The sequence below is a fragment of the Methylolobus aquaticus genome (assembly GCF_054172105.1).
In genome coordinates this window covers 180,799-204,891 of the sequence record NZ_JBSYXP010000007.1, presented here as the reverse complement: position 1 = coordinate 204,891, position 24,093 = coordinate 180,799, and the positions used below count along the sequence as shown (strand labels likewise).

The window sequence follows — 24,093 nt, the reverse complement described above, 5'->3', positions numbered from 1 at the left end:
GGTATGGATTTATCGATGGGTCTGGAGGCCCGTCGCGATCGCTCCTAAGGTCTGGATTTCGTCATTCCCGCGTCGACGGGGCCATGCATGGTGCCCCCAGTCATACCTCGCATCGAAGGATGCTGCCAGGTTCCGTGATGAGACGCGGGCATTCCCGAGCGGAATCATGGGAACGAAGAACGCCCTTGGAACTTGCTGTGGCGCCTCTCCGGGGGAGCTCTTTCAGGGCTTCAGCCCGATCAGATACGCGAGCACATCTCCCTTTTCCTGTGCGCTGCACTCCCGCCCGAGCACGTCGCCGCAATTCCGCTTGAACCACTTGGCCACCTTCTTCGGATCGGTGAACCGCTTGGCATTGGCCGCCGGCGCCAGCGGGTCGATCGGCTTGTCGGTCTTGGCGTGTTTCCCCGGCTGCCGGGGATCTTCCGTGTGGCACGATGCGCAACTCCAGTCGCTGTGCTTCGTCTTGAAGAACTGCTCGCCACGTGACGCGTCGAACCCAGCGAAACCGGCCGTTTCCGCGGCAGCCTGCTGCTGCAGCGTGGCCAGCATCTCAGCCGGTGTCGCGGCCCCGGCCCCGGCAGTCGGCACCAGCCATAGCATCGAGAGCGGCAGGAGATATAGAACGGCGGAATTTTTCAGCATGCGGGAGCCTCGTATACGGAAGTTGGGTGAGCGCGAAACCTGCGGCGCAAGTCCGGTTTGCGCGGGCGCCACGCCGGCCGCGTCACGGCGAACGCGGCACCGGCGCGGCAGAGCCCGCGTCAGCGCACGAGCAAATCGGTGCCCAGCCACTCGACGATCATGTGCCTGTAGTGCTCTGCCTTGCGGGTCTGCAAGTGTTCCAGCGGGTTCAGGTTGTCGCTCAGCACGACGCCCCGGCTGCGGTCGACGCTGACCAGACGAGCCCGGAGCCAATCCGACTGCTGCGGCGTCAGCGATGGCGTGGCGACGTTCAGCGGCTTCTCCGAAGCCAGAAAGATGTAATCGCCGAAATCGTCGCCTGGTTCGGCGACGAAGACCGATTGGGCAGCGAATACGCGGCCGATGGTCTGGGCAACCGAAGCCAGTGCGGGATTCTGCCCGCCATCGGCGTAGCCAACGAAATTCAGGGCGACGATGCCGTCATTGGCCAGCATCCCGCGCAATTGGGTCAAGGTCTCCTGGGTCAGCAGATGCGACGGTTCCGAACCGCCGGTGAAGCAGTCCAGGATGATCAGGTCGTAAGGCCCCGTCAGGCGGCGAATTTCATAGCGCGCATCGCCGACGACGGCCGTGCCCGTGGGTGTGAAGCCGAAAAACTGGCGTGCCGCGTCGTCGACGGCCGGGTCGATCTCGATGGTGTCGGTGACGATCCGGTACTTGTCACGCAATCCCATCGCCATATGGCCGGCGCCCTGACCGATCAGCAGGGCCCGGCGGATGCGGGGCGATATCGCCGGGATCAGTTCGACGATGTCCTGGTAGGTCAGCGCGTTCGTGCCCTTGGAAATGCTGGCCGCGCCGATCACCGAGGCGTCCGACGTCAGCATGCGCAGGTTCCGGGCCGGCTCGTCGATGACGCGGACCCAACCGTACAGGCTCTCCTGTTCGGAACGGATTGCGAACTTGCCGGCGCCGGAATAGGCATGTCCGGCGCCCACTACGGCCGGCAGCAGCATCAGTCCGAGCACGGCCAGCAACAGGCTAGGCAGGGCGGCGATGGTGCGATCGGACAGGCGCCGTTCGTACAGGGCGATTACGCCGCCGAGTGCGAACAGCACCAGCCCGAGGCCGATCAGGGTTTCGCGGGATCCGACCAGCGGGAACAGGAAGAAGCCGAGCACCAGCGTCCCGATGACGCTGCCGAGGGTGCTGACCGCGTAGATCGATCCGGCGCTGCTGCCGATGCCGTCGAGGCGCGAGGTCGCCAGCTTGATGGCGAAGGGTCCGACCATGCCGAGAAAGGTCAGGCTGGGGGAGAACAGCACCAGCGCACTCACGAAAGCGCCGGCGCGCAGGCCCAGCGGGTCGGTCGCCAGCAGCACGGGTCGCGTGGCCCAGGGAATGACCAATGTCAGCAATGCCGCCAGCGAGATGACCAGCGACAGGCCGGTGCGCGTGGCCCGATCCGCCCAGCGGCCGCCGGTGAAGTAGCCCAGGGCCAGCGCGATCATCGTGACCGAGATCAGCGAGGACCAGACGTAGAGACTGGCGCCGTAGAACGGCGCGATCATGCGGGTGCCGAGCAGCTCGATCACCATGACGGCAGCGCCGGTTACGAAAACGGTCAGATAGATGCCGGATTTGGCGAAGGCATGCCGCGCGCCCGAGTGGGGCGCCGAGGTCGTATCGTTCATCGGTTGGGTCGTCGTCTGGGAGTTGGGCAAATACCGCAAGCCGGCGCATTCGATTGTGCGCTGCGGCCGGCGCCAGGGGCGCAGGGGACTATAGCAGCAAGATACCTGCCAGTGTCACGGTGATGCCTGCCGCGTATTCCGATGGCGAGCGCTGAGCCGATCCGTTGCGGTGGGGGTCGTAGCAGTCTGAAGACAAAACAAGGGGCGATCCATGTCCTTGCGGTGCACGGGTGAAGCGCTCGCAGCCGTCGCGCGATGGTCCAGGTGCGGGTGCTCCGACAGCTTGGGGGTGTGGTGCTGGCGTTGTATCCGGCGTCGAGTCGCGCGATGCCCGTGTGTGCCTGGGAGGAGTTGGACGCGCTAGGGAGACCGGCGTTGGAGCCGGGGCGCCGCGCTGCTTGAACAGACGTTGCACCCCGCGGAGTTCGCGCGCGTCAGTTATTGCGCCCGCATTCCATCACTTTTGAGCTTTAAGGGCGCGGCCAAACCTGTTTGCCCTTCACAACGATTGGCAGATCGCGGTTGATCTGGGCCGCCGACGGTGTGATCTTCACGTCGACGCCCGCGCCGCACGACGGATCCAGCGGTGCTGTTGCGGCCCGCAGGATGGTCAGCGTCGCCGGCGAGTTGTAGCCGTGACCACCGACCCCATCGAAGTTGGAGCCAACCGCCGGCGTCCACAGTTGAACCGTTTCGTCGTTGAAGCCGCTGATCGGGGTCATTTTGCAGATGTCCGCAATGGCGACAACCAGGGTGACCGACTTCGCGCAGGAGGCGTTTGGGATCCGCACGGCTGTTGTCACGAAGGGCACCAGGCCCCGCAACGTGCCGCTGCCGCTGGCCGGCAGGGAGCCGCCCTTCACGTGAAAGCCCACGCGATTGCCCAGCGCGTCGAACTTTTCTTCGCCGTATTTCCAGACGTCGTTGCTGACAACGAGGCGATTGGAGCCAATCCAGCCTTCGAGGTAATCATCGACGTTGCCGGGAGCCGGCGTGCCATCGCTATTGGTGATGGTCGGCTGCATGGCTTCGTCATCTGCCGTGCTGGTCGGAAACACGGTGGAGGTGGCGATAACCGGTGCGCTGCTGTTGCCGCTGACGGGGTCATGGCAGCCGTGAGCCACGACGACGTTGTTGTAGTTCACTTTCCCGGCGTGGCCGAGTGTGGCGCTGCCTTCAATGACCGGCACTTGCAGGCGGGTATGGGAAAACGCCGCCTGGCTGGCGATTGCGATGGCCGTTCCCATCGAAGCAACAATCAGTTTTTTAAGCATTTCTTGGTTCCTGTTTGTTTTCGTCACTGCAAAGTCTCTGGAAATGATGGCTGGGCGAGTGAGGCATGAGTCCAGTTTGAGATCGCCCCGTCCGTTCCAGATCCTCCCCTATAAGCCCTATGCTCGTGGGCAGAGCGCCAAAAACACTTTTCGTGCCATGTAGGCTCGCGCCGCGTCAGAGGCATCTGGACTGACCGGGTCGCGGTGGTTCCGGTGTGTTTCCGTGTGGGAAATCGCTCACAAAGATGGGAAATGACGCAGTTGACAAGGATTCTCGGCGACGCAGGATTCTCGGCACTGTTGCGCCGCGTCCGCTGCCGCGTTCGGATACAGGTCTTCCCCGACAGAAGCCGGTCCCAGTGTCATCAGGGTGGCGCGGCGCAGCCCTGAGCGCCGCGCCGTGCGTGGCGGCTGGCCATCAGCCCTGACGCGGCGTCCTTGAACCAAGGACCAAAGGTCGGTTCGGCGTTCGACGATGTGCAGATGCATTGTTGGCATTATTTCTGCTTTTTCACTGCCTGCCGTTTGGGTCAGCGACACTGGACCGTGCGCCATTGTTTGTGTCCGCCGCCCCGGCCATGGCGGTTTGAGAAATCACGATTCGATGGGTGGCGATGACAAAACTGCAAAAGTTCGCGTTAGGGTCGCTGGCATGGGTGGTGGTAAGTGCAGCCTCAGAGCCTTGCCGTGCAGTTCCGTCGGACGTACCACGCAACGTCGTCGCAACCAGAACGGCCAGCGGCTTCTTGACGCTGGACGCGAGGGCGGCGCCGCTTGGCGCTGCGATCGACGAGCTGTCGCGGGTTGCCGGAGTGGCGATTCACTACTCGGTACTGCCCAAGGAGGTCGTGACGGCGACCTGTGCCGGGACTTCGCTGCTGACGGTTCTCGCGTGCCTGGTTGGACCCGCCGTGAACGTCGTGGCGGTGGATGCGGCCGATGCGGCCCGTGGCGGGTCGGAGGGACAGGCCAATGGCTTATGGATTACGGGCAGCAGCCTGGCACCTCGCGGGGAGACGGGAGAGTCTGGCGCCGGCGGGTGCACGCCCGCTGCGGGTCGGAAGCCCATCCGGTCGGACCGAGACATCAGGACCGCCAGGCTGACTCGAAAGGAAAAGGCGGACCTCATCGAGAAAAGTACCGGTCAGGATGCGGTGCAACGGGCTGATGCCGTCGCGCGTCTGGTGCTGGAGACTGGCCAGGGCGACGTAGAACTGCGTCGAGTCCTTGAGGCGGGGTTGACGGACAAGGATGCCCGGGTGCGCGTTCAGGCGGTTTACGGCTTGGCTCGAGAACCCAGTCCCGAAGCGCTTCCCGCGCTTCGAGAGGCGCTGCATGACGTCGATCCTGACGTGCGCCTGATGGCGGTCGATAGCATCGGTGCCGACGCCGCGATGCGTCCGCTGCTGGAAGAAGCCTTGGGGGACAGCGACGAAACCGTGCGGCAAGTGGCTGCGACGAAACTCAGGTCGGCGGACCGGTGATGACTGGCTGCTGCCGGGTGGAACTTTCGGGCTTTGGCCCGGGTGATGGCGGTGCGCCGAGCCCGCTGCGTAGACGCTGTGGGAGCTTGAAGGCGCCTGCAGCCAACCGTTCGCCCCACGTCATGGGGGCGTCTCAACGCTGGAGAGCAATGCAATGAAAAATAGGGTTATTGGTGCTTTTGGGGTGTTGGCTGGCATCGGGCTTGCGCCGGGGGTGTTGGCCCATACGCAGGGGGGGAGCTTGGGCTCGCCAGCCGCTGCAACGGACTACTACACCGTGACATGCTCCGACGACGGTAACGGTGCCCCGCTTTCGCTGGCGGTGCAGGTTCAGGATCTTTTGCCGGCCGGGTCCGCGCTGGTCAGCGTGACGGCCAAAAAGGGCAACGCGGTGACGCACAGTACCGATATCGGAACCGATGGCGATGCGAACCCAAGCCCGGTGGTGTATCTGAATGGTGGTTCCGGAGTGTACGACCTGATGGTATCGAAGAGCCGAAGCGGAGCCGAGACCTATACCCTGATATTTCATTGCATGACCGGCACGAACGGTACCGGAATACATACGGGGACCAGCGATCCTGGCGTGCGTCAAAACCAGTAGCGTTTTTCAGCGGGTGAGGGGGCGAATTGGCCTCCTCGCTCTTCTCCGACAACTTAATTGGCATATGGTCGAGATCCGTTCGCTGTTCCGGGTAGATCGGGATTCGTGTCGCCTCTTCATTACCGGTCAGAGCCGTTCAGTGGGGTCAGCGCGTGTCGCAGGAGGCGTTGCTTCATCCTTGTGGTGCTCGGCTAGTCTCAAGTCCTCGATGCGGCGAACAAGCACCTGCCGGATGCGGATCGTACCGCTCTTGCTCATCGCCGGGCTGCTATGCGCCGCCCGCCCGGCGTCTGCCGTGAATGACGCGAAGCGAACGCCGATGGATCCCATCTATATTGAGGAGTGCGGGTCCTGTCACGTTCCCTACGCGGCGGAGTTTCTGCCGGCGTCCTCTTGGAAATCGCTGCTCGGAAAGCTGTCGGAACATTTCAAGTTCGATGCCGTTCCGGACAAGGAACATCTGAAGCCGATTTCCGACTACTTGCTAAAACATGCCGGGCCGGTGACCTGGTTCGGAAAACCCCCGTATCCCGAGCAGATCAGCCGAGCTCGCTGGTTTCTCGGCGTCCATCAGAACATCGATGAGGTGGGTTGGCCCCGGATAAGGAAGATGGCCAATTGTGGCGTGTGTCATCCCGACGCTCAGCAGGGGAAGTACAATCGGCTGATCGAGCCGGCCACTCAGTACCCATTTCGTCCTTTCAACGAGCGTTGACGCTTGGCGTTGCCGCACCGCCTGGCAGCTCGCTCGTTATCGGCAAGGGCCATTGCCACGCTTCGGTCTTCGGGCGCGCAGCGCCCGGCACATTCTCGTCGCCGTCGTGCTATGCGTACCCACGGGACAAGTCATCCAGCCGCGAGTTGCCTGTCCACGCGAAGCGCCGGACACGCGCCAGACAGTGCGTGACCGCCAGCCCTGCTGCGTATCCCACCGGTGCGTCCAGCGACACCAAGCGCCAGTCCAACCCGTCGTCCCGTTTGGCCTCGATCGCGATGCGGAACGTGTGGTCGTTGGGATCGCGCATGATCTCGAACGCGCGTAGCGGGAGCGTCAGGCCGCAGGCTCGGCCCTTGACGTAGGCTTCCTTGAGCGTCCAGATCGCCCACGGGGTCAGCGCTGGCTTGCCGTGGCCGTCCCACAAGCCCTGCGCCTCGCGTTCGGAAAACACATCAGGGCTCAGCGCCAGCCAGTCGATGACGCGCGTCGTGTCCTCGATATCGACGCCGACTTCGGCGCGCGCCACCGCAATGAGGGCCAGCGCGCCTGAGTGGCTGAGGTTGAAACGGATGCCCCTGCCAGCGCATTCGGTGGGCAGGTAGGGCTTCCCGTGCTCGGTCGTCAGGAACTGCAATTGGTCGGGTCCGATGCCGACATAGCGGCTCAGAATCCGCCTCAGGGCGGTGTGGGCCGCAACCCATCGTCGGCGGTCCCGCTCGAAACGAAAGCGCTGCGCCCGTTGCCGCTCGGTCTTGTCCAGGCAGCACGGCCACGCATCCGGCGCGTCGAGGTCGACTTCCCAGACGTGGACCTCGTGCTCCTCCACCCGCAGGGGGGGCTTGATTACCTCGGTTTCCGCAAGATCGTGCACAGTGGATGGACTCGGTGCCGTTGTTCGATTGCGCCGTCGGATGCGGTCGGACCGCGACGGGGGTTCACTGCATTCTATGGGTTGCGGTAGGCTTCACGCCAAGGCCTGATCAAACGTTTACAACGTGTGATCCGGGCGACCCCGCCCTGTATCGCGGGAAGCTCTGAATCGATCGAAGCTTCCGTTACCGTAGCAACGCTAAACCCCAACCGCCGGAGAACCGAGCATGCAGGCGCAGGACAGCACGGCAGGCAACGACACGGAGAGTGCCGTCGCGGAAGCCTTCGTGGCCGGAACGGACGGGGTCAGCCCGGCGCCGTTCAGCGCCGCCGAGCCGACGGAAGGGCTGGCGTCAGCCACGAACGCATGGAGTCCTCTGCGGCAACGCCTGTTCCGCGGCCTATGGCTGGCCTCGATTGCCTCGAACATCGGGACCTGGATGCAGGACGCGGGCGCGGCCTGGCTGATGACGACGCTGGCGCCATCGCCCACCTGGGTCGCCGCAGTGCAGGTGGCAACGACGCTGCCGATCCTCGCCTTCGCGTTGCCGGCCGGTGCGCTCGCGGATGTCGTCGATCGCCGCCGCCTGTTGATCGGGGCGGAGATCTGGATGCTGGTGATGGCGGGGTTGCTGGGCGTTACGACGCTGCTGGGCCGGACGACGCCGGAATCGCTGTTGGCCCTGACGCTGGCGCTGGGGCTCGGATCGGCGTTCGCGATGCCGGCCTGGGCGGCGCTGATGCCCGAATTGGTGCCGCGGCCTCAACTCAAGTCCGCGATCACGCTCAACGCGCTGTCGATGAACCTGTCGCGTGCCGTGGGCCCGGCGCTGGCCGGTTTCCTGATCGCCGAGACCGGCACTGGGCCGGTATTCCTGCTGAATGCCGCGTCGTTCCTCGGCATTCTCGCGGTGCTGCTGCGCTGGCAGCGGTCGCCGCGCGACAGCAGTCTGCCGGCCGAGCGGTTGTTCGGCGCGATGCGGGCGGGGATCCGTTATGCCCGACATTCCCCGGCACTGCTCCGGGTCATCGTGCGTGTGGGTACCTTTTTCACGTTCGGGAGCGCTGCGTGGGCGCTGTTGCCGCTGCTGGTCCGTACCGAATGGAAGGGGGGTCCGACCGATTACGGGTGCGTGCTGGCAGCCATGGGTAGCGGTGCGATACTCGCGGTGTTCGGGCTCCCGCGGCTGCGTCGGTTTCTCAACGACGACTGGCTGGTCGGCTTCGCTTCGCTGCTGTACGCGGGTATGCTCGGCTTGCTGGCGCTGGTGCCCGGTCTGTTGCCGGGTCTGGCGGTGGCCGCCGGCGCCGGAGCGGCCTGGCTGACCGTGATGACGACCCTGCAGGGCGCCGCTCAGGTCGCCTTGCCGGCCTGGGTGCGTGCGCGGGGTCTGTCGCTGGCGATGGTCGCGATGATGGGCGGCATGGCCGGAGGCAGTCTGCTGTGGGGTCAGGTCGCGAGCCACAGTTCGCTCCACGATGCGCTGATCATTGCCGGCATCGGCCTGGCAGTCGCAACGCTGGTGACCCTGCCGCTTCGGGTCGGTGGTTTCGAGAAGCACGACCTGACGCCGTCCCTGCACTGGCCTTCGCCCCTCTCCGAACCCGACGTCGAACATGACCGAGGCCCCGTGCTTATCACCCTCGCTTATCGCGTCAAGCCCGATCGGCGCGAGGAGTTTCGTCGGCTGATGAAAACCTTGCGTAAGTCGCGCCGGCGGGACGGGGCGTACTACTGGCAATTGTTTCGCGATACCGCGCATCCTGACTGGTATCTGGAAACCTTTCTGGTCGAATCCTGGGTCGAGCACCTGCGGCAGCACGAGCGCGTCACTGTCGCGGACCAGCGGCTGCAGGACCGTGTTCAGGATTGCCTGCATGAGCGGGCCGAACCCAGTGTTTCGCACTGGATTGCGGAAACCGGCTAGACCGGGGCAGCACGCCCGGGAAACGCAGGATGCGAAAAAAGGCGGCGCCGGGTCAGGCGCCGCCTTCGGTTTGGCCGATGCCCCGCACGCGTGCGCGGGAGCAGAGCGGTTTGGCTAGTTCACCCGAACGATGTGATAGGCCGTGTTGTTGGTCGACGTAATCTCGGCGAGTGTATTGTTCCAGTCCACATAGGCGCCGATATAGTACGTGTTGCCGGAGGTCAGCGTGGCCGGAATCGTGATCGTGCGGGTGTAGGTGGACACGTCGCCCCGGCCCAGCCCGAACGGGAAGGTCTGCAACTGCGTGTCGGCGGTGCTGATCACGGCATTCGTCGAGAGGTACATGCCGACGCTGGTGTTCTGATAGCTCTCGCCGTTGTTTTCGTAAGTGAACTCGACCCGAACCTGCTGTCCCTTGGTCACCTGGTATCGGCGTTGCCCGTTGAAGGTCGTGTACGGCAGCTCGACGCCCGAGGTGTTGTACATCTTGGTCAGGCCGTGGCTGCTGTATTCGCCCGAAGCGCCGGTCCGCTTCATGTGGACGACGCCGACATCCTCGATGACACCGCCGGAATAAAGTCCATAGAGGGCCACCGCGCCATCGTTGGCATCCTCCCCCGAATAGCTCCGTGCCGTCTGGTCAGCCAGGCTCACATGGTTCCAGTCCGAGCCCATGATGTTGTACTCATCCGCTTCATGACCCAGGCCGAGTGCGTGTCCGTACTCATGCATGGCCGTCGTCTCGAATGGCCGGGATGCACCGCCGTAAGGCCAGATGGAGGTCTTGTTCATCGAGGTCGTATAGCCGGCCGCGTTGTAGAAGCAAATGTCGGTTTCCGTTAACCGACCGGATGAATTCCACCAGGAATAGGTCACGGCGGGGCTGCACAGGCTCGCATCGGCGCTGAACCAGACTTCGCTCTGCCCGTTCCCCAAGCCGACCGAGGCATCGTCATAAGTTTGGGTAAACCAGAAGTTGCTGGGGTTCTGATTCCATCGGGAGGCCACGGTGCCGAGCGCGGTTCTGTAGGCATTGCCCGCCGGGAAACTTACGGCCGATGCGCGCAGTGTCGCGTTATTGGTCGGCCAGCGAGCATAGGTGGTGTAGCCGAAAGCCGAGAGGCTCAGCATTTGGGCGCAGAGGCCGAGGACAAGGTGTCGCGTGGTGATTCGGATATTCATCGGTATTGCTCCTGTAAGGGTTTTTGCTGCGGTCCCGCAGGTAGTGCGCGGCAGCCGGAGTTATCTGTTCTTGTCAGCGGGCGCTCGGGGGAACGGCCGGGGTCATGTCGATTTTGGGCAGCGCGGCCTGTGGGTCGTCGCCGCTGAAGGCTTCCAGTCGCGCAACCGGGCTTTTGGTCACGGTGTCCACGATGGCCTGTGCGAAGGCATCGGATCGCATCGCGTTCGACGGCGTTCCAGACGCTTCGGCTTTGGCATGGCTCTGGAAGCTCATCGTCCGACCGGCGACATCGGTTGTGACGACTTCCTGGAAGGCATGGCGTTTGCCGGCATGCACGTTCCTGCCCTTGTCGATCGTGACTTCCTGCCCTTCGTTGCTGTAAACCTGATCGCCGATGACGCGGAACCGGCCTTCCTTGTTGCGAACCAGCGAGCTCAAGGTGCCGCCTTTTTTTGCGAAGACGATGTCTTCGTCGCCGACGTCGAACAGCGGAGTCTGATCGCTGGTCATGAACAGGCCCGTGCGTGGATCCAGGCCACCCAGGAAGCGAAGGGTGACCGTCTTGCCCGCTGGCGCGCCCTTCATGGCGGTGCTGACCTTGAACGTCACGAAGGTGAATGGCAGTTGGGCGCTGTCGGGTCCGGTCGGCTCGGACAGTTCGTATTTCACGTTGTCCACGGTGCCGCGGAATATGAAGTCAGCCTCGCTGACATAGGCATCCAGTTTCGGGGAGCCGCCGGAGCTGGTGGCAAGGCTCTCTGCGGAATAAATTCCGCCAACCGCAATGAGTGCGGCGATAATCTTGCTGAGGTGATTATTGCGGTACATGGTGTTCTCCTCTTCGGTTTGGCTTGGGTCTCGTGCAGCGCTATCGGTTTTTTCTTTGGGTATTTGATAATCCCGATTGGCTAGCGTCCGGATGGTGGTCAATCTAAGTTACCGTCACCCGTGGTTAATCCGGTTTCCTCCGGACTCGGGGGTAGATTACCGGCAGCCGTTTCCTCGCTCCGTGACCGGTTACCAAGCCGCACTGTGAAATATTCCCCGCCTGTCAGCTCCGTCGATCACGACACAGACGCGGTCGCCATGGAGCGGGAGGAACGATCGATGGCAATGCGCAGGGGGTATGCGCTGTTTCGTCTACCCGGGTCATGCGGCTTGCCGATCGAGCGTTATGGCAGGGAGGGATTGGAGGCTCAGGCGGGTCGTTCCTGGCGGTCGCGATGCCGGAATCGAGCGCGCCACGTTCCGATGTTTGGCGGCGGAGTGTCTTGCCGTCTGGGTTGCTCTCTGATGTACTCCGACGTGAACAATGACTACTCCGAACGGCGTGGTCCGATGATGGGATAAGGGTCACCATGACGACAGAGCAGGCGTGCTACGGGCCAACGGGCGGCTTGGCGGAACTTCTGCGGCGGTCCAGCGCGCCCGGTGCCTTGGTGCTGCTGCCCGAAGGAGAAGCCGGCCGCGTCTGTGCGATCCAGCACGCTTTCAGGCAAGCCGGTCGAGGGTTGGTGGGAGCGATATTTCCGGCGCTGGTCGACGGTGCGGCGTTTCGTGAACAGGGATGCTGGATTCTTCCCTTCGAGTCCATGCCACCCGCGGCCTTGCTGGGTGACCTGCCGGGGGTCCCGGAGCAGGCGGCGGCGGAGATTGCCGCCGCCGTCGAGCCGCTGTTGACCGGAGAGCCGTTGACGCTGTTCATGGTCTTCGATGCGATGATCCCGAACATCGGGTCCATTCTCGACGCGCTTTATCTGCGTCTGGCCGATCGTGTCGCGTATGCCGGAGTGAACGCGGGCAGCGAAACATTCCGCCCGATGCCCTGCCTGTTCGACGGCGGCAACCTCGTTGGCGGAGGCGTGCTGTGCCTGCTAATGCCCGGCCCGCAAGGCGCGGCGCTCGATCACGGCTATCTCGCCCCGCCGATGGTCATCTCCGCCACTGCCACTGACGGTAACCGGATTCTCTCGATCGACTGGCGCCCGGCCTTCGCCGTGTACCAGGAACAGGTGCGGTCGCTGTACGGCGTCGAGTTGACGGCGGAGAACTTCTACCGCTGCGCTACCCATTTTCCGTTCGGCTTGCTGCTGGCCAACGACGAAGTCATCGTCAGGATCCCGGTGGCCGTGGAACCCGATGGCTCGCTGCACTGCATCGGAGAGGTGCCACCCCATGCCATGCTGACCCTGCTCCGTGCGCCGGACCTGAATGCCGCGCAGACGGCCCACAGGCTGGCGGAGCGCCTGCGCAGGGATTTCGGCGGTACGGCCGGCCGGGATCTGGTGACCTTCTACTGCGCCGGTCGGCGCGCTCACCTCGGTGCCGACGCCGTCGAAGAACTCGCTTGCCTGGCCCGCGCAACCGGCGCTCGGCAACTGGCCGGCGCCCTGTCGCTGGGCGAGATTGGCAGCCTGAGTTCCTGGGGCTATCCGTTGTTTCATAATGCGACGCTGGTTTGTCGGCCGAGGCTGCCGTAATGGAGCGCGAGCGCATCCTGACCGTGCTGTACGACCTCGCGCTGGTGATCGGCGCGCAGGTCGATCTCGATGCCCTGCTGACCCGCAGTCTCCAGCGGATTCTGCTGCACACGGCGTTTCCGGCCGGCGTCGTGCTGTTGAATTGCGTAGCCCGCAACACGGACATCGAGGCCGAGATCGCGGCCGCCATCGGGAATTTCGCACTGGCGAGCAAGCACGCTCAGACGGTGATGTTGCCGGAGCGCTTGCTGAATGGCCCGGCAGAGCTCTGCCGTGATCCCGAACTGATTTCCTGCATTCCGGGCGCCGAGCAATATCGGTGCTGTCTGCGGCTACCGATCGACGGCCAGGGGGTGATCCTCTTGCTGGCGCCCGCCGAACCGGCGACCGATCTGCCTATCACGCAGGTCTTTCAGCCGGTCATGAGCAACCTCGCCCGCGCCATCATGCTGTGCCGTAATCACGCCGCCTATCTGCGCGGGTTGCGTGAGGCCAAGGAAGCAGCCGAAAGCGCCAGTCTCGCGAAGAGCGCCTTCCTGGCAAACATGAGTCATGAGATCCGCACGCCGCTGAATGCGGTCATCGGTCTCGCCTATCTCGGCCAGCGGGACACGCATGAACCCCAGGCGCGCAGCCAGTTCGGCAAGATCTCCCAGGCGGCAAAGCATTTGCTGCAGATCCTCAACGACATCCTCGACATTTCGAAGATCGAGGCCGGCAAGATGCAGCTGGCCACGGCCACGTTCGAATTGCGCGACGTCATCGAGAATGTCCGTGGGCTGAACGAACACAAGGCCAGAGACAAGGCGCTGGGGTTGGTGGTCGAACTGGGAGCGAACCTCGACGGTGCGTTTCTGGGGGATCCCCTCCGTCTGAGGCAGGTCCTGCTGAATCTGGTCGGCAATGCGTTGAAGTTCACTGACAGCGGCGAAGTGCGCTTGCGGGCACAGGTCGAAGAGGAGGCCAGCCCGGACTCGGGCTTGCTGGTGCGCTTCGAGGTACGGGATACCGGTGTCGGGATCGCCCCGGCCGATCAGGACCGCCTGTTCGAGGCGTTCGAGCAGGCGGACGGCTCATCGACCCGGCCGCATGGCGGGACCGGACTGGGCCTCGCCATTGCCCGGAAGCTTTCGCAGTTGATGGGTGGCGATGCCGGGGTCGAAAGTACGCCGGGACAGGGCAGCACCTTCTGGTTCACGGTGCGGCTGCACCGCCAGACGGCCGCGCCGCCGGCAGCACCCCATCCAGCACCGGCCATCTCGGCGGAGGAAGCCCTGAAACTCCGGCATGCGGGCGCTCGTGTGCTGCTCGCCGAAGACAATATGATTAATCAGGAAGTGACCTCGATGCTGCTCGAAGACGTGGGTTTGTGTGTCGACATTGCGGCAGACGGTGCCGCGGCTGTCGAGCGCGTCCGCTGTGGCGAGTACCGCCTGATCCTGATGGACGTACAAATGCCGGTGATGGATGGGCTGGAGGCGGCGCGCCGCATTCGCGCTCTGCCCGAGGTTTCGGCTCCGCCGATTCTGGCGATGACGGCCAATGCCTTCGAAGAAGACCGGCAGCGCTGTCTCGCGGCCGGCATGGTCGACCATCTCGGCAAGCCCGTCGACCCCGCCGTGCTTTACGGCAAGATCTTGCGCTGGCTGGATCGGCCGCCGGGCGTCGAGCCCGGTACCTGAGTCTGCGCCGGACGGGCAATCGTCGGGTAACCGTTCACGCCCCCTCGCGGGAGCGATCCGGGAGGCCGAGACACGCCGTGAATCCGTCCCTGGAGGCTAGTCTGCGGGTTCCCTCCCGCAGACGGTAGCGCCCTCCCGGCCCGCGCCCACTACCCGACAAGGCAGCAGGGTGAATGGTTACGATCGTCGGCCCCTCCTGTCTGCGGGTCGCTGGTCACTCGTCCTGTCGCTCCCCGCGAGTCCGGCACGCGGGTTTCCTGTGACTCTTGTCACGTCTCGATATTTCGACTAGTATAGAAATATGGAAAGTAAAATGGTTGTGGCCGCGCTGTCGGCCTTGGCTCAGGAGTCGCGCCTCGCGATCTTTCGCCTGCTGGTGCAGGCCGGTCCCGCCGGCTTGTCCGCAGGGCGGATAGCGGAGTCGCTGGCTGTGCCCTCGTCTTCGCTGTCCTTCCATCTGAAGGAACTGAGCCGCGCCGATCTGTTGCTGTCGCGCCAGGACGGCCGCTTCGTGATCTACTCCGCCAACTTCGACGCGATGAACCGGTTGATTTCCTACCTGACCGAGAACTGTTGCGGCGGGGAGCCCTGCGCGACGGACGATGTCGCGGGCGAGGTCTGTTGTGAGGAGCCCAGCGTATGAGTGAGAAACCCTACACCGTCCTGTTCATCTGCACCGGCAATTCGGCCCGCAGCATCATGGCTGAAGGGCTGCTGAACAAATTGGGTGCCGGGCGCTTTTTGGCTTACAGCGCGGGCAGTCACCCGGCCGGGGTGGTGAACCCGTTTGCGCTCGAAAAACTGCAAAGAGAAGGCATCGATACGATCGGGCTGCACAGCAAGAGTTGGGAGGAGTTCGCGCGCCCCGGTGCCCCGGAACTCGACTTCGCGATCACGGTCTGCGATCGGGCTGAGGGCGAGGCCTGTCCGGTCTGGCCGGGGCAGCCGATTACCGCGCATTGGGGCGTTCCCGATCCCGCCGCAGCCATGGGTTCGGACGGCGAACGGCGCCTGGCCTTTGCCCGGGCCTTCGCTCTTTTGGAACGCCGCATCGCGCTCTTCGCCAACCTCAATCCAGCCAGCCTGGAGCGAATCGCGCTGGAGCGCGAGACGCGGCGCATCGGTCTCGAAGGTGCAGGCCCGCGCGGCTGAGGATCAGCCAGGCCGATTGCACTGATTTCACTCTGGTCATTTGCAGGAGTCACGCCATGAAACGCTTTGAAATCTATGAACCCGCCATGTGCTGCTCCACCGGAGTATGCGGGGTCGACGTCGACCCGGTGCTGGCGCAGTTCGCCGCCGATCTGCAGTGGCTGGCCGAGCAGGGCGTCGAGGTTGAACGCTATAACCTATCGCAGCAGCCCCAGGCTTTTGCTGCGAACCCTGCCGTCTTAAAGGAGATGGAGGCGGGGATCGAGCGCCTGCCGGTCGTCGTCGTCGACGGACAAGTCGTCTCGACCGGCGTCTATCCGTCCCGCGATCAACTGCGGCAACGGCTGGAGCACGGTGCGGCGGCCGGTCAGCGGGCGGTCGCCATTCCGGTCGTCGAGGCCGGTGGCTGCAAGCCCGGCAGCGGCTGCTGCTGAACATCGCAGACGGCCCGGCAAGTTCGACCCCATGGAACTGAAGCTGCTGACGACCCGCCACCTGTTCTTCACCGGGAAGGGTGGCGTCGGCAAGACATCGCTGTCCTGCGCGACCGCGCTGGCGCTCGCGGAGTCCGGAAAGCGGGTGCTGGTCGTCAGCACCGATCCGGCGTCGAATCTGGATGAAGTGCTGGAGGTATCACTTGGGTCGATGCCGACCGCGGTACCATCCGTCGACGGCCTGTACGCGCTGAACATCGATCCGGAGGCAGCCGCGCGCGACTATCGCGAACGGACGGTGGCTCCCTATCGGGGCGTGCTACCGCCGGCGGCCATCCAGAGCATGGAAGAGCAGTTCTCCGGCGCGTGTACGGTGGAGATCGCCGCTTTCGATCAGTTCTCGGCGCTGCTGGGCGACCCGGAGCGCACCCGCGAGTTCGACCACGTCATCTTCGATACCGCGCCCACGGGCCATACCCTGCGGCTCCTGTCACTGCCGTCGGCCTGGAACGACTTCATCGGCTCGTCCGCGAATGGCGCCTCGTGCCTGGGTCCACTGGCGGGGTTGGAGCAGCAGCGCTCGTTGTATGCGGCAACGGTGGCAAAGCTGGCGGACTCAGCGCAGACCACCGTCGTGCTCGTCGCGCGCGCCGAGACGGCCGCGCTGCGTGAGGCGGAGCGGACCGCCGGGGAACTGGCCGCGCTGAACATACGCAACCAGGTGCTGGCGATCAACGGCGTGTTCCGCGCGTCGGAGTCGGGCGATCCGGTTGCCGATGCGATGACCGAGCGCATGCGCGCGGCGCTGGCCGCGATGCCCGCCGAGTTGGCCCGCTTACCCCGTTTCGAGACCGCGTTCGTGCCGGGCGGTCTGACCGGGATGGCGGCCTTACGGGATTTCTGTAGGCTCAACGGGGCGCGCGCCGAGCGGAAGGCGCCAGTGGAGTTGTCGCGTGATCTGGATCGGCTCGACCATCTGGTCGCCGCACTCGAAGCCTCCGGACGGGGCGTCATCATGACCATGGGCAAGGGTGGTGTCGGCAAGACCACGGTTGCCTGCGCGATCGCTGCCGCGCTGGCTCACCGCGGGCATCGGGTGCTGCTGTCCACTACCGATCCGGCGGCCCACGTGGCGGCGACGATCGGCGCGCCGGTATCCGGGCTGTCGGTAGCCCGGATCGATCCGGCGGCGGAGGTTGAGCAGTACCGGCGCGAGGTTTTGGAAACCGCAGGGGCAGGCCTCGACGCGCAAGGCCGCGCGCTCCTGGAGGAAGATCTGCGTTCCCCGTGTACGGAAGAGATCGCGGTATTCCGTGCCTTTGCGAAGACGGTGGATGCCGGCAAGGACGGTTTCGTCGTTCTCGACACAGCGCCGACCGGCCACACGATCCTGCTGCTGGATGCCGCCGAAGCCTACCACCGCGAGGTCATGCGGGTGCAGGGCGACATACCCTTGGCCGTCCGCGAGTTGTTGCCGCGTCTGCGCGACCCCGCATTCACCCGCGTGATCATCACGACGCTGCCCGAGGCCACGCCGGTGCACGAGGCGGAGCGTCTGCAGGCCGATCTGCGGCGGGCGCAGATCGCGCCCTACGCCTGGGTCGTGAACCAGAGCCTGCTGGCCAGTGGCACCCGAGATCCGCAATTGGCCGAGCGCGGGGCGCACGAGCTTCCCTACATACGGCGGGTGGCCGACGAACTGGCGGAGCGGTGTGTGCTTGTTCCCTGGCTGCCGGAGCCGCCCGTCGGCGTCAACGGACTGGCCGTCATGATCGAGCGTGCCGCCTGAAGCCGGTCGCGGTGCCCGCCATCACGCATCAATCCGAAGAGGGCCGACCGTGAAAAGACTGCATATTCACCTCGCCGTGGATGATCTGGACAGGAACATCGCGTTCTACAGTGCCTTGTTTCAGACGGCGCCGACGATCCGTCACGCTGATTATGCGAAATGGCTGCTCGACGATCCGCGCGTCAACTTTGCGATTTCCGCTCGTGGCAGAGCGCCGGGGCTCGATCATCTCGGCATCCAGGTCGAATCGGACGACGAGTTGGCGGGCGTGGAGGCGGCCTTGGCCTCTGCCGAACTGCCGGTGGCTGCTCAAAAGCAGGCGGCCTGCTGTTACGCCAAATCCGACAAATACTGGACGGTCGACCCGCAAGGCATTGCGTGGGAAGCCTTCCATTCGCTGAGCGCGATCCCGCTGTTTGGAGAAGACAGCGTCATCCGCGTCGCGCCCGTTTCGAATTGTTGCCAACCGTCTGAACAAGGTGATCCATCGTGAATACGAGACCCCTGAACATCCTGGTGCTGTGCACCGGCAATTCCTGCCGCAGTGTCCTGGGCGAAGCCCTGATCAATCATCTGAGCGCTGGGCGCTTCCGCGCCTATAGTGCCGGCAGCCATCCGGTAGGCAGGATCAATACGAATGCGCTGGCCACGCTGGCGCGACACGGCCTGCCGACCGAGGGCTATACCAGCAAGTCCTGGGATGATCTGGGCGACACCCCGATCGACATCATGATCTCGGTCTGCGACTCGGCCGCCGGAGAGACCTGTCCGGCCTATCTCGGCACCGCGGTCCGTGGGCACTGGGGCCTGCCCGACCCCGCTCATGTCACCGGCAGCCCGGACGTGGTCGAAGCCGCCTTCGAAGAAACCTATGCGGCGCTGGAAAAGCGCATCGGCCAGCTGTTGGCGCTGCCGGTCGAGACGATGTCGAGGACCGATCTGGCCGCCGCGTTGAATCGGATCGGGGAACAGGCCTGAGGCCATTTCGGCCACGTAAACCGGACGCGATTCAAGTGCCCGTCCACCAAACCAGCAGGTCGCCAGACATGAGCACGGTTGATGAATCCAGTTTGCCTCCGGTGGGATCGACGGATCCCAACGCAGAGCCCAAGCGGCTCAGTCTCTTCGACCGCTATCTGACGGTCTGGGTGGCGCTGTGCATGTTCGAGGGGGTTCTGATCGGCAAGGCGATGCCGGGGCCGGTCGCAGCGCTGCGCGAGATGGAAATCTCGCACATCAATCTGCCGATTGCGGTGTTGATCTGGCTGATGATTTTCCCGATGATGTTGAAAGTCGATTTCGGCTCGGTGCTGAACGTCGGCAAGAACCCAAAGGGCTTGCTGGTCACGCTGTTCGTGAACTGGCTGGTGAAGCCGTTCAGCATGGCCCTGCTGGGCTGGCTGTTCTTCAAGCACCTGTTCGTGCCGTGGATAGGGCCGGAAGACGCCGACCAGTACACGGCTGGCGTGATCATTCTGGCTGCCGCGCCCTGCACCGCGATGGTCTTCGTCTGGAGCTATTTGACCGACGGCGATCCGGCTTACACGCTGGTCCAGGTGGCGGTCAACGACCTGATTATGCTCGCGGTCTTCGCGCCGATCGTGAAGTACCTGGTGTCCGGTGCGTCCGGGCTGGAAGTCCCATTCGACGTGCTGCTGTACTCGGTGATCGTGTTCATCGTGATACCGCTGGCAGCCGGCGTGCTGACGCGACGGTGGCTGCTGCAGACGAAGGGTCGGGACTGGCTGGAGCAGGTGTTTCTGCCACGGCTGCATCCGGTCGCGATCAGTGCGCTGCTGCTCACGCTGGTGCTGATCTTCGCCTTCCAGGCCGACAACCTGACCGGCCGCGTGCTCCACGTCGGGTTGATCGCGATCCCGATCCTGATCCAGGTCTATTTCAACTCTGGTCTGGTCTACGGCCTGATGAAGCTGTTCAAGGTCGATTATGCGATCGCGGCGCCGGGCGCGTTGATCGGTGCCAGCAACTTCTTCGAACTGGCCGTTGCCACCGCGATCACGCTGTTCGGGCCCGAGTCCGGCGCCGCGCTGGCCACAGTCGTGGGTGTGCTGGTCGAAGTCCCGGTGATGCTGTCGGTCTGCTCGGTCTGCAATCGCACGCGGGGCTGGTTCACGCCGCCGACGCCCATGTCTGCGGGACGCGGCTGATTGCGCCTGGCCGCTCCGCGAGCGTCACGGGAGCGGCCAGGCCAGCAGGGACAGACTGACGACCAGCACCTGTCCTTCCGGTCTCGCGCGCGCGCCGAGGTCCCATTCGTAGCGGGCCGTCAACTTCCCTCGGATGGCCGGGATCGTCACGCCGATTTCGGGGCCGACGCCGTAGACCCGTTCCCGCGCACCGCGCGCCGAGGCCGGCAAGGCCGAACCGGTGTCGTCCGCGACCTGCCACAGCGCGTAGGCGGCGACGCCGAGGTCGAGTATCTGGAAGAACTTGGCGCCGAAGCCGCCCTGCAACTGCACGGTATCCCCGCGGGTCAGGTCGATCGAGAGCTTCCGGTGGTAATGGTTGTAACTGGCGAGCGCGCTCAGCCGCCACCCGCGATCGTCATCGAAGAACAGCGTTCCTCCCAGCGACAGCTGCTGTGTCCATTGCGGTTGCCCCAGGCCTTCGCGATTCAGCTGCCCGGTGGGTGCGTAGAAGGCATAAGACCCGACGGCATCGTAGCGTTGTGAGCGCCAGCCGATCTTCAGCGGCTGCACGACCAGATCGCCGAGCCCGGATCGCCCGATATCCGTCGGCGGCAGATCGGCCTGGGTCGACAGCCAGGCAACCGGAACCGCGAAGGCAGCGCTGAGATAGGGCCAGCCGTCGGGCTTGATCGTTCCCGATACGCCGATCACGTTGGCATAGGCATCGATGTCGAGTCCTTTGACCGGCAGCGGTTTGCCATTCCGGTCCAGCAACCGGTCGGCCGAGTAATAAAAGAAGCGATCGCCGGCATACACGCCTTCCGGCGATTGCGTGCCCGCGTCCAGCCCCACCGACCCAAGCACCCGTTGGCCCAGTTCGCCGTCGGCCGCCGCAGCAGTCGTGAGCAGCCAAAGCGCCGCGCACCATGTCCTCGTAGGAGCGGGCCATGCCCGCGAGTAAGCGTGTGCCGCGGTGATGCCGATCGGGTTTCCCGACGCGGCCGCGACCGACGCAGGTGTAGGAGCGGGCCATGCCCGCGAGGAAGCATTTGCCGCGGTGATGCCGACCGCGTTTCCCGACGCGGCCGCGACCGACGCAGGTGTAGGAGCGGGCCATGCCCGCGCCTGTCTGCGTGCCCCCATCCGCCATGGGCCTACAACCATACCGCGTCCCAAAATGGATAATCCGCCAACCGCTCCACCAGCCCCGCGCGTAGCGGATTGGCGATGACATAGCGCGCGGCTGTCCGAAAATCTTCGTGGGAGCGTAGGGCGTGATCGTGGTAGGCCGCCTGCCACAGGGCCCCGCGCCGATTCAGGATCCGATTGGCATGGCGGGCACTGGCCGATTTGACCCGGTTGACCAGGCGATCCAGCGCATCCCGTTCCCCCAGTTGCAGCAACCAGTGCGCGTGGTCGGGCATCAGGACCCAGGCCAGCAGCGAGGCGTCGCCCAGGATTTCCCGATCGATGAAACAACGCGCCGCGGCGCACCCGGCTTTAAAACTGGAGAAAAAACACTGGCGCCCGTTCGTCGCCGATGTCACCAGATAGGCTTGATGCGGCATGGAAGCGCGTCCGCGCCGGAGCGCATGATTGCCGGGGGAGTGTGCGTTAGGGTCGGGGTCGCGGGCATGGCCCGCTCCTACGGTGGGGCCGGGTATCTCTTCCCGCAGAAATTGCTCGCGGCGGATATAGCCGTTGGCGTGCAGCACGGTGTGGATCCGGTAAAGGCGGGCTTCGGCCTCGTTCATGTGGCTCGACGTTTCTCCGTGCCCGGCCGTGAGGTCCCGGTCAGGTTGGCCTTTCCCTTGCCCGCTGTTAACTTCGGGCCGGCTCCCCCGACAGCGGTTGATCGCGTGTAGGCGTTGGCCAGCGTGTCGTGCGGATTCTAGCTTTCGGCGGTCGTCAGGAGAAGTCGCGGGCATGGCCCGCTCCTACGATGGTCAACGGGACCGGTTCCGTCAGCTTTGGTCGCTGCGCGTGCGTGACATCAGCCCACCGGCCCTGATCCAGCAGCATGGCTGCGACGTAGGTGCTTTCCAGGTCGGAGCGGCCGGTTACGTGGGTTTTGGCCGCTGCGCGTGCGTGACATCAGTTCACCGGCCCTGATCCAGCAGCATGGCTGCGACGAAGGTGCTTTCGAGGTAGGAGCGGGCCATGCCCGCGACTTGACCAGCCCCACACGGAGCGGATTGGCGATGACCTCGCATGCGGTTGTTCGAAAATCTTCGTGGGAGCGCAGGCGTGATCAAGGCTGTCTGCCACAGGGGGGCACAGCGATGCAGGATCCGATTGGCGTTGCGGGCGCGGATTTGAATGGTTTGACCAGGCGATACAGCACAGCCCGTTCCCCCACCCGGGGGTCGCCGGCATGGCCCGCTCCTACGGTGGCGGCGGATGCGTTGTCAGTCGCGGGCATGGCCCGCTCCTACGGTGGCGGCGGATGCGTTGTCAGTCGCGGGCATAGCCCGCTCCTACAGTGGGGGGCGGGATGTTCTACCGCAGGGATTGCGTGTGCCGAAGATAGCCCCTGGCGTACCGCACGGGGTTTTTCGGCTGAAAGCGGGCTACGGTCTCGTTAATTCGCCTCGGCGATTCTCGTTGCTCCTAGTACGGGTCGCCGGTCTCCATAGGTAACTTTACCGATTGCGCTGCCTGACCGGCGATCGAAGAATGGAACGGCTGATGGGTCGCCCGGAGGTCGCGCTGGTTCACGGTGACACGTTTCCCCGGGTTGCCCTGCAAGCGTTCTCGTCAGTGTACGCAAACTGCGGAAAGCGTGAGGTCCGGGGGCGCCGGGGTGGGCAGTTGAAGAACTTCGTCCACGACGCGCATCACCGGCGACTGGGGACCCGCGGCCAGAAACGAGCCGGCGGGACGCAGCGCTGCTCCCGTTGCCGACGGCTGAAGCCGGCAGACCGGTTCGGTGAAGCAGAGTAGCGCCGTCGTGCCAGCGAATCGATAGGACGTCATGCATTCGATCTGCAGGCGGAGGATAGGACTCTCTACGAGGGCTGATGCAAAGGCAGCCGGCGAGCGACAGTCTGATCTGCCGGATGACAGGGGGCATCAACGCTATCGGCAAAAAAGGGATGTGAGTTCCCGATCATGCGGCCCTCCTCGGCCCCAGCGTGACACCTGAGCAATGACGGCCTCTTCCACGACCACAGGCATCGAGGAAGCACCATGCAACTGCGGGTTGGCTACGAACTCATCTACGACTGCCCCCAGCCGACGCCGATGATCTTGACGTTGAGCATACACTTCACGCGCATCTCCGATATCGTCGTTCCCGATCACCTGATCACGTCGCCGTCCCTGCCCATCACCGCGTATCGCGATACCTACGGCAACTGGTGTACCCGGCTCGTCGCACCGACGGGTCGGCTTCGGCTGTCGGCCGATGCCATCGTGAACGACTCCGGCAGGCCGGATCGCGTCGTTGCCTCGGCCCTGCAGCACCCCGTGGAGGAGTTGCCCGAGGAGACGCTCCAGTTCCTGTTGGGCAGCCGTTACTGCGACACCGATCGTCTGTCACAGACGGCCTGGGATCTCTTCGGCAACGAGCCGACCGGGTGGGCACGGGTGCAGTCCATCTGCGATTTCGTGCATCGCCATGTGACCTTCGGCTATGAGCATGCGCGTTCGACAAGGACGGCCGGGGAGACGCTGACCGAAGGCGTCGGCGTTTGTCGTGACTACGCCCACCTCGCCATTGCGTTCTGCCGCTGCATGAACATTCCCGCCCGCTACTGCACCGGCTATCTGAGCGACATCGGCGTCCCGCCACCCTCCGGTCTGATGGACTTTGCCGGCTGGCTCGAGGCCTATCTGGGCGGTCACTGGTACATCTTCGACGCCCGCAACAACGTGCCACGGATTGGCCGGGTGCTGATTGCGCGCGGCCGCGATGCCGAGGATGTGCCCATTGCCCATACCTTCGGCCCGAACACCCTGACGTCGTTCCGCGTCTGGACCGACGAGGTTCAGGAGCTCTAGGAGG

At 64.5% G+C, this 24,093-nt stretch carries 23 protein-coding genes; 14 read left to right on the top strand and 9 right to left on the bottom strand.

What is annotated here, in order from left to right; translation table 11 throughout:
• Positions 1-222: 222 nt before the first annotated feature.
• The 3 genes from ACW73L_RS11710 to ACW73L_RS11700 form a co-directional block, all read right to left on the bottom strand.
• A complete protein-coding gene (locus ACW73L_RS11710) occupies positions 223-645 on the bottom strand; it encodes a DUF1924 domain-containing protein (protein WP_498922175.1) in 423 nt (140 codons plus the stop codon).
• Between the two features lie 119 nt (positions 646-764).
• Positions 765-2,339 (bottom strand): fused MFS/spermidine synthase, encoded by a 1,575-nt coding sequence (locus ACW73L_RS11705; protein ID WP_498922174.1) that lies wholly within the window; start codon positions 2,337-2,339, stop codon positions 765-767.
• Between the two features lie 470 nt (positions 2,340-2,809).
• Positions 2,810-3,613: a hypothetical protein gene (locus ACW73L_RS11700; RefSeq protein ID WP_498922173.1), complete on the bottom strand. Its 804-nt coding sequence runs from the start codon at positions 3,611-3,613 to the stop codon at positions 2,810-2,812.
• 614 nt (positions 3,614-4,227) lie between these two features.
• On the opposite strand from ACW73L_RS11700, the gene ACW73L_RS11695 reads away from it, so the two are divergent.
• The 3 genes from ACW73L_RS11695 (at position 4,228) to ACW73L_RS11685 (ending at position 6,416) form a co-directional block, all read left to right on the top strand.
• Positions 4,228-5,097, top strand: coding sequence for a HEAT repeat domain-containing protein (locus ACW73L_RS11695; RefSeq protein ID WP_498922171.1), 870 nt, complete (start codon positions 4,228-4,230; stop codon positions 5,095-5,097).
• A 154-nt stretch (positions 5,098-5,251) separates the two neighbouring features.
• Positions 5,252-5,701, top strand: coding sequence for a hypothetical protein (locus tag ACW73L_RS11690; protein WP_498922170.1), 450 nt, complete (start codon positions 5,252-5,254; stop codon positions 5,699-5,701).
• 319 nt (positions 5,702-6,020) lie between these two features.
• A complete protein-coding gene (locus ACW73L_RS11685) occupies positions 6,021-6,416 on the top strand; it encodes a hypothetical protein (protein ID WP_498922168.1) in 396 nt (131 codons plus the stop codon).
• 109 nt (positions 6,417-6,525) lie between these two features.
• Here the strand turns inward: ACW73L_RS11685 and ACW73L_RS11680 are convergent, their stop codons facing one another.
• On the bottom strand, positions 6,526-7,290 hold the full coding sequence (locus ACW73L_RS11680) for a 4'-phosphopantetheinyl transferase family protein (RefSeq protein ID WP_498922167.1): 765 nt from the start codon (positions 7,288-7,290) through the stop codon (positions 6,526-6,528).
• Positions 7,291-7,516: 226 nt separating this feature from the next.
• Between ACW73L_RS11680 and ACW73L_RS11675 the strand changes: the two genes are divergently transcribed.
• On the top strand, positions 7,517-9,217 hold the full coding sequence (locus ACW73L_RS11675; RefSeq protein ID WP_498922166.1) for an MFS transporter: 1,701 nt from the start codon (positions 7,517-7,519) through the stop codon (positions 9,215-9,217).
• A gap of 114 nt (positions 9,218-9,331) precedes the next feature.
• On the opposite strand, the gene ACW73L_RS11670 is transcribed toward ACW73L_RS11675, so the two are convergent.
• Complete coding sequence (locus tag ACW73L_RS11670) at positions 9,332-10,399, bottom strand: CARDB domain-containing protein (protein ID WP_498922165.1); 1,068 nt, start codon at positions 10,397-10,399, stop codon at positions 9,332-9,334.
• Positions 10,400-10,472: 73 nt separating this feature from the next.
• Positions 10,473-11,228 (bottom strand): hypothetical protein, encoded by a 756-nt coding sequence (locus ACW73L_RS11665; RefSeq protein WP_498922163.1) that lies wholly within the window; start codon positions 11,226-11,228, stop codon positions 10,473-10,475.
• Positions 11,229-11,758: 530 nt separating this feature from the next.
• Here ACW73L_RS11665 and ACW73L_RS11660 point away from each other — a divergent pair.
• From ACW73L_RS11660 to arsB, 9 genes are all read left to right on the top strand, one after another.
• On the top strand, positions 11,759-12,880 hold the full coding sequence (locus ACW73L_RS11660; RefSeq protein ID WP_498922161.1) for an FIST signal transduction protein: 1,122 nt from the start codon (positions 11,759-11,761) through the stop codon (positions 12,878-12,880).
• Positions 12,880-14,562 (top strand): ATP-binding protein, encoded by a 1,683-nt coding sequence (locus tag ACW73L_RS11655; protein WP_498922159.1) that lies wholly within the window; start codon positions 12,880-12,882, stop codon positions 14,560-14,562. Before ACW73L_RS11660 ends, ACW73L_RS11655 begins: the two co-directional genes overlap by 1 nt.
• 301 nt (positions 14,563-14,863) lie before the next feature.
• Entirely contained in the window at positions 14,864-15,205 is a 342-nt protein-coding gene (locus tag ACW73L_RS11650; protein ID WP_498922157.1) for an ArsR/SmtB family transcription factor, read from the top strand.
• Positions 15,202-15,714: an arsenate reductase ArsC gene (locus ACW73L_RS11645; protein ID WP_498922155.1), complete on the top strand. Its 513-nt coding sequence runs from the start codon at positions 15,202-15,204 to the stop codon at positions 15,712-15,714. The genes ACW73L_RS11650 and ACW73L_RS11645 overlap by 4 nt, the downstream gene beginning before the upstream one ends.
• A 56-nt stretch (positions 15,715-15,770) precedes the next feature.
• Positions 15,771-16,148 (top strand): arsenite efflux transporter metallochaperone ArsD, encoded by a 378-nt coding sequence (gene arsD, locus ACW73L_RS11640; protein ID WP_498922153.1) that lies wholly within the window; start codon positions 15,771-15,773, stop codon positions 16,146-16,148.
• 31 nt (positions 16,149-16,179) lie between these two features.
• A complete protein-coding gene (arsA, locus tag ACW73L_RS11635; RefSeq protein WP_498922151.1) occupies positions 16,180-17,937 on the top strand; it encodes an arsenical pump-driving ATPase in 1,758 nt (585 codons plus the stop codon).
• Positions 17,938-17,986: 49 nt separating this feature from the next.
• Positions 17,987-18,430, top strand: a complete 444-nt coding sequence (locus tag ACW73L_RS11630) for an ArsI/CadI family heavy metal resistance metalloenzyme (protein ID WP_498922149.1) — start codon at positions 17,987-17,989, stop codon at positions 18,428-18,430.
• The gene (locus ACW73L_RS11625; RefSeq protein WP_498922147.1) at positions 18,427-18,915 is read left to right on the top strand and encodes an arsenate reductase ArsC; all 489 of its coding nucleotides are present in this window, start codon (positions 18,427-18,429) and stop codon (positions 18,913-18,915) included. Before ACW73L_RS11630 ends, ACW73L_RS11625 begins: the two co-directional genes overlap by 4 nt.
• 68 nt (positions 18,916-18,983) lie before the next feature.
• Positions 18,984-20,105 (top strand): ACR3 family arsenite efflux transporter, encoded by a 1,122-nt coding sequence (gene arsB / locus ACW73L_RS11620; RefSeq protein WP_498922146.1) that lies wholly within the window; start codon positions 18,984-18,986, stop codon positions 20,103-20,105.
• A gap of 24 nt (positions 20,106-20,129) precedes the next feature.
• Here the strand turns inward: arsB and ACW73L_RS11615 are convergent, their stop codons facing one another.
• The 3 genes from ACW73L_RS11615 to ACW73L_RS11605 form a co-directional block, all read right to left on the bottom strand.
• Positions 20,130-20,939 (bottom strand): SphA family protein, encoded by an 810-nt coding sequence (locus ACW73L_RS11615; protein ID WP_498922144.1) that lies wholly within the window; start codon positions 20,937-20,939, stop codon positions 20,130-20,132.
• A 302-nt stretch (positions 20,940-21,241) separates the two neighbouring features.
• Entirely contained in the window at positions 21,242-21,841 is a 600-nt protein-coding gene (locus tag ACW73L_RS11610; protein ID WP_498922142.1) for an REP-associated tyrosine transposase, read from the bottom strand.
• A 1,003-nt stretch (positions 21,842-22,844) separates the two neighbouring features.
• Positions 22,845-23,063: a hypothetical protein gene (locus tag ACW73L_RS11605; protein WP_498922141.1), complete on the bottom strand. Its 219-nt coding sequence runs from the start codon at positions 23,061-23,063 to the stop codon at positions 22,845-22,847.
• 213 nt (positions 23,064-23,276) lie between these two features.
• Between ACW73L_RS11605 and ACW73L_RS11600 the strand changes: the two genes are divergently transcribed.
• Positions 23,277-24,089, top strand: a complete 813-nt coding sequence (locus ACW73L_RS11600) for a transglutaminase-like domain-containing protein (protein ID WP_498922138.1) — start codon at positions 23,277-23,279, stop codon at positions 24,087-24,089.
• Positions 24,090-24,093: the final 4 nt, after the last annotated feature.